2 protein-coding genes are annotated in these 1,870 nt (G+C 67.5%); one reads left to right on the forward strand and one right to left on the reverse strand.

The window, feature by feature from the left end:
• Positions 1-785 (forward strand): phosphoglycerate mutase (locus AB4Y84_RS20565; protein WP_442250810.1); only part of this gene is annotated, 785 nt, incomplete at its 5' end.
• A 38-nt stretch (positions 786-823) separates the two neighbouring features.
• On the opposite strand, the gene AB4Y84_RS20570 is transcribed toward AB4Y84_RS20565, so the two are convergent.
• Positions 824-1,768, reverse strand: coding sequence for a DUF1176 domain-containing protein (locus tag AB4Y84_RS20570; RefSeq protein WP_442250811.1), 945 nt, complete (start codon positions 1,766-1,768; stop codon positions 824-826).
• Positions 1,769-1,870: the final 102 nt, after the last annotated feature.

The following is a 1,870-nucleotide window of genomic DNA, read 5'->3' on the forward strand; positions in this document are numbered from 1 at the left end:
ACTTCACGGTGGCCGCGCCGCACTGGCCGGTAGCCGCGTTGACCCGGCAGCGTGACGTCGGCGATGCCGCCGGCGCCTGCTGGCTGCGTGCCGATCCGGCCTGCATGGTGCCGGACATGCATGGCGCGCGGATGATGGGCCACGGCGAAACGCTGCGGCCCAGCCTGGCCGATACGCTGGCGTTGCTGCCCGTGCTGCAGCCGCTGTTTGCGGATGCAGGCTTCGTGCTGGATGCACCCGATCCGTCACGCTGGTACCTGCGCCTGCCCATCGGTACTGAACTGCCGGAGTTTGACAGCCCCGACGAGGTGTTGGGTGATGACCTGTTCTCGCACCTGCCGCCGGGCGAGGCGGGCCGTCGCTGGCGCGCACTGATGACCGAAGCACAGGTGCTGCTGCACACCCACTCGTGGAACCAGCAGCGCGCCGCGCAGGGCCAGCAGCCGATCAATTCGCTGTGGTTCTGGGGTGGTGGCGTGATGCCGGTATCGGTGGCCACACCGCATGCTCAGGTACGCAGCCGCGATGCGCTGCTGCAGGGCCTGGCCCAGGCCGCAGGTGTCGCGGTGGATGGTGAGCAGTCGGTCGATGCACTGGTCGACCTGCGCCAGCTGCGCTCGTTGCAGCAGCTGGGCAACGACGCGATCCGGCCGCTGCTGGCCGCGCTCAAGCGTGGCGAACTGCAACGGCTGGTGCTGGATTTCGAGGACGGCCTGCAGTTCCAGTTGGATCGCGGCCAGCGCTGGCAGTTCTGGAAGAAGCCACGGCAGCTGCACGACGCTTGAGGCAAGGCGGTAGCGCCGGGTCATGCCCGGCGCATGCGCTATCGAATATCGGTGACATGGATCGGCAGCTGCCAATGCCTGCGGCTCGGGCTGCTGCAGTAGTAGCCGACAAACGCCCCGCTCAGGATCAGACGCGTTCCATCCCAAACCCAGTGCCGGTTCGTCCCGCAGGCATCCTTGTCTGTGGCAAGGCCTTCTTCAAGAAACACGGCGTGCGGGTAGAGCGGAAACAGCGGGGTCGGCGAGAGCAGCCTGGGTGCGAATGGCGAACGGTCGCGGATCAGCCAGGTACCCGCTGGCACGATGTGGCGGTCAGTTGCACAGCTCAACATGGCAAGGACATGGGTGGCATCTACCCGTTCGATGCGTAGTTGGCGCGACGACATCCGTTCGCAGGCGTTCCGCGCGGCGGCCACCGGTTGCAGTTGCTGAAGCAGCTCTGCCCGCCCAGCCAGCTGCCCATCGTCTTCATGTGCTTCGACCAGCAGGGGTGGCGCCTTCAGGGGTGGCGCGGCTACCGCGGCCGGCACCTTCGATTCTGGTTGTGCGCCCTTGCGCACCAGTGCGCCTGGGGTATCCAGCCGACCCTGTACCTCGTCCATCTTCAGCAGCAACGTGCGGATGCCATGATCCGACAGCGGCCACGCGTGGCCGGATGCGTCGCTCATCTCGATGCGCCTGCCATCGAGCAGTGCATCGATCATCGATGCCACGTAGTGGGCGGGCAGCTCCAGGCCAAGGTCGAGCGCCTCGCTGTGGCCGATGGCACCGAGATCCCTTCCATCCACGCGCAGTCGCAGCGTTCCTTCAGGCGCTACCGCCGCCGGGGTGCGAGGCGCGTCCTCGGCGCCTTCGGCCATTGACAGCCGTGCGGTGACCGCCGTCTGCGGCCCGCCGGCGCGTTCGACCAGCATGCTCAGCATCAGCGGTGCCAGCGGACCGTAGGCTGCCAGCCGGCAGGTGCGGGTGTTGTCGCAGGCCATCACCCCRTCGCCCTCCACGAACGATGTGCCCAGCGGTTCAGCGGCCGTGGCAACCGACGCCAGCGCCAAAGACGCCAGCAGCGGCAGCGGGGTGTACAACAG

It is taken from the genome of Stenotrophomonas sp. 2YAF22, from assembly GCF_052114665.1.
GTDB classification, from domain to species: domain Bacteria; phylum Pseudomonadota; class Gammaproteobacteria; order Xanthomonadales; family Xanthomonadaceae; genus Stenotrophomonas; species Stenotrophomonas indicatrix.